Source organism: Mesorhizobium sp. M1E.F.Ca.ET.063.01.1.1 (assembly GCF_003998155.1).
GTDB lineage: Bacteria > Pseudomonadota > Alphaproteobacteria > Rhizobiales > Rhizobiaceae > Mesorhizobium.
Genome location: NZ_RZSC01000466.1, coordinates 1 through 4,729, shown reverse-complemented (window position 1 = coordinate 4,729; position 4,729 = coordinate 1). Strand labels below are relative to the sequence as shown.

Here is a 4,729-nt window from a genome sequence, read left to right as displayed (position 1 = left end):
GCGAAATGCCGCGCATCTGCGTCATCTCGTAAGGACGGGGCCGGCCGCCTATCCAGCGCGGCTTGGCGTGGGCGACGACGCGGTCGCCGACAGCGAACCTTGTCACGCCCTCGCCGAGCGCGACGATCTCGCCGGCGCCGTCGGCAACCGGGATGAGCGGGAAGACCGGTCCGGGGTAGTTGCCGCTCGCCACCGCGACATCGACGAAATTCAGGCTCGCCGCGCGCTGGCGGATCAGCACCTCGCCGCGCTGCGGTTCGGGTGTGGCGACGCTGGCGGTGCGGAAAGCGTCCAGCCTGGGTTGGGTCAGTTCGATGGCTTTCATGGTTCACTCCGTGGGTGGCCGTTTGGTGGTTGAGTGAACCTAGCTGCTGCGCTATTTCTCGATAATCCTTGGTCTCTGCATTTGAGTATTGCAAATCATGCAGCAATCCCATGAACCGGCGGCCCTTGCGGAAATGGCGGCGTTCGCGGCTGTCGCCGAGGCGCGCTCCTTCACCAGGGCAGCGGCGCGGGTCGGGCGCGACGCGACCATCCTGTCGCGCCGCCTGCAATCGCTGGAAGAGCGGCTGGGGGTGCGGCTGCTGCACCGCACGACGCGCAGCGTGTCGCTGACCGAGGCGGGTGCGGAATTCCTGGTGCGCGTACGCGCCATCCTCGCCTCGGTCGACGAGGCGGAAGCCGCCGCCTCCGCGCATGCCGGCGGCGGGCCGCGCGGGCTGCTGAGGCTGGCGCTGCCCGGCACGTTCGGGCGCATGTGGGTAGCCCCGTTCCTGCCCCAGTTCCTCGCCGAGTTCCCGAATGTGCGCATCGAAGCCGAATTCTCCAACCGCTTCGCCGATCTCGTCGCCGAGAATTTCGACGTTGCCGTGCGGCTGGGCAGCCTGGAGGACTCGCGCCTGGTGGCGCGCAAGGTGGCGACGCGGCGCCGGCTGCTCTGCGCCTCCCCCTCCTACCTCGCCCGAAGGGGTCGGCCGGAGACGCCGCAGGCGCTGCTGGAACATTCCTGTCTCGGCTTCACCGGCTTCCAGACCTTTCCGGCCTGGGAGATGACCGACCGCGAAGGCCGGCGCGTGCGCGTCGAGGTTTCGGGGCCGCTGGTCAGCGACGACGCCGAGGTGCTGGTCGAGGCCGCCGTGCAGGGGGTCGGCCTGATGATGAGCACGGACTGGCTGGTCGGGCGCGAGCTCGCCGACGGCCGGCTGGTGCCGATCCTGGAAGACTGGACGCTGGCCGACGAGGGCGCGGTCTATGTCGTCATGCCCTCGGCCAAGGGCCAGGCCGCCAAGACCCGCGCCTTCGCCGACTGGATCGGCAAGCGATTTTCGCCGGAACCGCCCTGGCGGCGGTGAAGCTGCCAATCTCCCCCCTTGCGGGGGAGATGGCCGGCAGGCCAGAGGGGGTCGTCTCACATGGAGCTCCGGCGCCCTGTCGCAACGAAGAAGAAGTTGGCGCTCCACGCGCGGCGCCCCCCTCTGTCGCCTTCGGCGACATCTCCCCCTCAAGGGGGGAGATTACCCGCCCTTCCCCTGCCCCTTCAGGAACTGGCTGAGCAAATCCACCGGCAGCGGGAAGACAACCGTCGAGGAGCGCTCGCCGGCGATGTCGTGCAGGGCCTCGAAATAGCGCAGTTGCATGGCCTGCGGCTCGGCCGCCAGCATGCGGCCGGCCTCGACGAGCTTTGCCGCGGCCTGCTGCTCGCCGTCGGCGTTGATGACCTTGGCGCGCCGCAGCCGCTCCGCCTCGGCCTGCTTGGCGATGGCGCGGATCATGCTCTCGTTCAAGTCGACATGCTTGATCTCGACATTGGAGACCTTGATGCCCCAGGCGTCGGTGCGCTGGTCGAGGATCTCCTGGATGTCGCTGTTGAGCCTGTCGCGCTCGGCCAGCATCTCGTCGAGCTCGTGCTTGCCGAGCACCGAGCGCAGCGTGGTCTGCGCAAGCTGGTTGGTGGCGGTCATGAAATCCTCGACCTGGATGATGGCCCGCTCGGCGTCGACGATGCGGAAATAGAGCACGGCGTTGACCTTCACCGAAACGTTGTCGCGCGAGATGACGTCCTGCGGCGGCACATCCTGCACCACCACGCGCAGGTCCACCCGTACCATCTGCTGGATGAAGGGAACGAGCAGGATGAGCCCTGGCCCCTTGACCCCGGTGAAGCGGCCGAGCGTGAAGACCACGCCGCGCTGATATTCCCTCAGGATGCGGATGGCCGCCGACAGGAACATGATCACCAGCAGCGCAAGGACCAGATAGGCGACATAACCGACCGTCATTGTTTTGCTCCGTCGTTTCCTGCCCCGTCGTAACCTGCACCACGCCGCCGCACCGTCAGCACGAGGTCGCTGACGGCGGTCACCTCTGCGCGATCTCCCGGCGCGATCGGCCCATCGGCCTCCGCCCGCCAGCGTTCGCCGAGCGCCAGCACATGGCCCTCGCCGCCTTCCCAGTCGAGGATCTGCACCGGCAGGCCGCGCATGGCCTCGCCGCCGACGCGCGGCGGATTGCGCCGCGCCGCCCAGAGGTAGCTGCCGGCAAGCAGCGCGAGCCCCAGCGTCAGCGCCGTGGCCGGGCCGATGACCACCCACGATATGGCGAAGCCGGGCCCCTCGACCTTGAGCAGCATGGCCGCACCGAGCAGGAACGCGGCCGCGCCTCCGACCCCCAGCACCACCGTCGGATTGAAGGCCTCGACGATGAGGAAGGCGACGCCGAGCAGCATCAGGACGAGCCCGGTATAGTTGATCGGCAGCAGATCGAGGGCATAGAGGGCGAGCACGATGCAGATGGCGCCGATGACGCCGGGCGCCACCGCGCCGGGACTCGTGACCTCGAAGACGATGCCGTAGAAGCCGACCAGCATCAGGAGGACGGCGACATTCGGATCGGTGATGACGCCGAGAAGCCGGATGAACCAGCCGGGATCCAGCATCTCGACAGCCAAGCCCTTTGTCGCCAGCACTTCCTTCTTGCCGGCCACGTCGACGGTGCGGCCGTCGGCCAGTTGCAAAAGCTCGGTCGTGTCGCGGGCGACGAAGTCGATGACATGTTCCTGCAGCGCAGCACTTGCCGAAAGGCTCGCCGCCTCGCGCACGGCCTTCTCGCCCCAGTCGCCGTTTCGCCCGCGCAGCTCGGCGAGCGAGCGGATCAGCGCCACCGCGTCATTGGTCACCTTGGCCATCATCGCGTCGCCCGGCGGCCGCCCGCTGTCCTTGCCGTCCTTGTCAGGGACCCCGTCCTTGCCAGGGGCAATGTCCTTCTCGCCGCCGGGAAGCGAGGGCAGCCCGCCGAGTTCGACCGGCGTCGCCGCGCCCAGATTGGTGCCGGGCGCCATCGCCGCGACATGGGTGGCGTAGAGAATATAGGTTCCTGCACTCGCCGCATGGCCGCCGGCCGGCGCGACATAGCCGAGAACCGGAACCGGAGAGGCCAGGATGTCGGCGATCATCTCGCGCATCGAGGTGACCAGGCCGCCAGGCGTGTCGAGCTGAAGGATGAGGACCGCAGCGTTGCGCTCGGCCGCGGCCTTGAGCGCCTCCTTGAGCTGGCGTGAGCTCGCCGGGCCGCTGGCGCCGTCGATCGCGATGCTGAGAGCGATCCTCTCCGCCGCCATTCCGGCCGAGGAGAAGGGGAAAAGAACCGCCGCGGCCACGAAGGCCGCTGCTACGAAGGCCACCCGCGCGAGTTTCACGCTCAAAGCTCCTTAGATTCAATATGGGGTTGTGCCGGGGCAAGTCCAATGAGCTGCTGATCTCCCCCCTTGAGGGGGAGATGTCGCCGAAGGCGACAGAGGGGGTCGCTGCGCATGGAACGCCAACCTCAATCTGCCGCAGCAGGCCGAGCCCAGTCGGACCGACCCCCTCTGGCCTGCCGGCCATCTCCCCCTCGAGGGGGGAGATTACGCGCTCGCCCGCTTTCGCCTACTCACGATTCCACGGCAATTTCGACGCGGGTTCCAACGCTGGCTCCCTCGCCCATCCTGCATTGTCCCCATCGACCGCGCGACCAAGCGCGCCCGCAACCAATGGAGACGACAATGACGACTTTGGATCGAACCACTCGCGAAACCGGCCGGGCTGGCCTTAGCCTGTCCGGCCTCGTCGGCCGCGCGCTCAGCCTGGCCTATCGCGCCATGAAGATGCGCAGCGAGCGCGCCGCGCTGCAGGCCATGCCGGACTTTGTGCTGAAGGACATCGGCATCAGCCGCTCGCAGATAGAGTACTCCGTGCGCTACAGACAATTCGACACGGATGAGTGACGGCCGCTTCGGCGGCCGGAACGGCTCGAAGGCCTGTCAAAAGCCCCGGCATTGCCGGGGTTTTCGCGTTTGGCCCTGCCCGCCGACCGGCTTCCCGGGCGTTGGATTCCGGTGGCGGACGCTCGTCTCAAATGGAATGTCCAACGCAATTTCCACGGTAGGCGTATCAAAAATTCCACGCTGGCACCCACTCTCGTTCAAACGCTCGACCGCCAAAGAAAAGCGTCACGGCAACCAAGCCGCAAACAACCCTGGGAGTAGAGAAATGCAACCCAACACCAAACCTGCACGCGTTCCACTCAACGGCGTCGACACGCCGAACCTGATTGCGACGATCAATTTCGTGGCCGGCCAGCCGGAGCTGGCGAAGTTCCAGTTCCGCGCCCATAACGAATGGATCGAAGGCACCCACAGCAAGAGCGTGATGCACGGCTTCTTCGGCGCCGGCCAGGAGCAGAAGCATGAAAA

5 protein-coding genes and 1 pseudogene are annotated in these 4,729 nt (G+C 67.2%); 3 read left to right on the top strand and 3 right to left on the bottom strand.

Features of this window, described 5'->3' with window-relative positions; all coding sequences use genetic code 11:
* A partial coding sequence (locus EOA29_RS25535) for an alcohol dehydrogenase catalytic domain-containing protein (RefSeq protein ID WP_148669387.1) occupies window positions 1-325 on the bottom strand: 325 nt, incomplete at its 3' end.
* Between the two features lie 97 nt (window positions 326-422).
* Here EOA29_RS25535 and EOA29_RS25530 point away from each other — a divergent pair.
* Window positions 423-1,352, top strand: a complete 930-nt coding sequence (locus tag EOA29_RS25530) for a LysR family transcriptional regulator (protein WP_126094598.1) — start codon at window positions 423-425, stop codon at window positions 1,350-1,352.
* Between the two features lie 162 nt (window positions 1,353-1,514).
* On the opposite strand, the gene EOA29_RS25525 is transcribed toward EOA29_RS25530, so the two are convergent.
* Both EOA29_RS25525 and EOA29_RS25520 read right to left on the bottom strand, forming a co-directional pair.
* The gene (locus EOA29_RS25525; protein ID WP_126094599.1) at window positions 1,515-2,279 is read right to left on the bottom strand and encodes a slipin family protein; all 765 of its coding nucleotides are present in this window, start codon (window positions 2,277-2,279) and stop codon (window positions 1,515-1,517) included.
* Window positions 2,276-3,694 (bottom strand): nodulation protein NfeD, encoded by a 1,419-nt coding sequence (locus EOA29_RS25520; protein ID WP_127221785.1) that lies wholly within the window; start codon window positions 3,692-3,694, stop codon window positions 2,276-2,278. Before EOA29_RS25520 ends, EOA29_RS25525 begins: the two co-directional genes overlap by 4 nt.
* Window positions 3,695-4,039: 345 nt before the next feature.
* Here EOA29_RS25520 and EOA29_RS41660 point away from each other — a divergent pair, with 345 nt between their 5' ends.
* Window positions 4,040-4,261 carry a DUF1127 domain-containing protein gene (locus EOA29_RS41660; RefSeq protein WP_189350130.1) on the top strand — a complete coding sequence of 74 codons (222 nt, stop codon included), beginning with the start codon at window positions 4,040-4,042 and terminating at the stop codon, window positions 4,259-4,261.
* Between the two features lie 265 nt (window positions 4,262-4,526).
* Window positions 4,527-4,729 (top strand): annotated as a pseudogene (locus EOA29_RS25510) (OsmC family peroxiredoxin); the annotation flags it as partial.

Excerpts from the sequence above, each read along its gene's own strand:
- EOA29_RS25530 (WP_126094598.1), top strand. The coding sequence starts at position 423 with ATGCAGCAATCCCATGAACCGGCGGCCCTTGCGGAAATGGCGGCGTTC.
- EOA29_RS25525 (WP_126094599.1), bottom strand. The coding sequence starts at position 2,279 with ATGACGGTCGGTTATGTCGCCTATCTGGTCCTTGCGCTGCTGGTGATC.
- EOA29_RS41660 (WP_189350130.1), top strand. The coding sequence starts at position 4,040 with ATGACGACTTTGGATCGAACCACTCGCGAAACCGGCCGGGCTGGCCTT.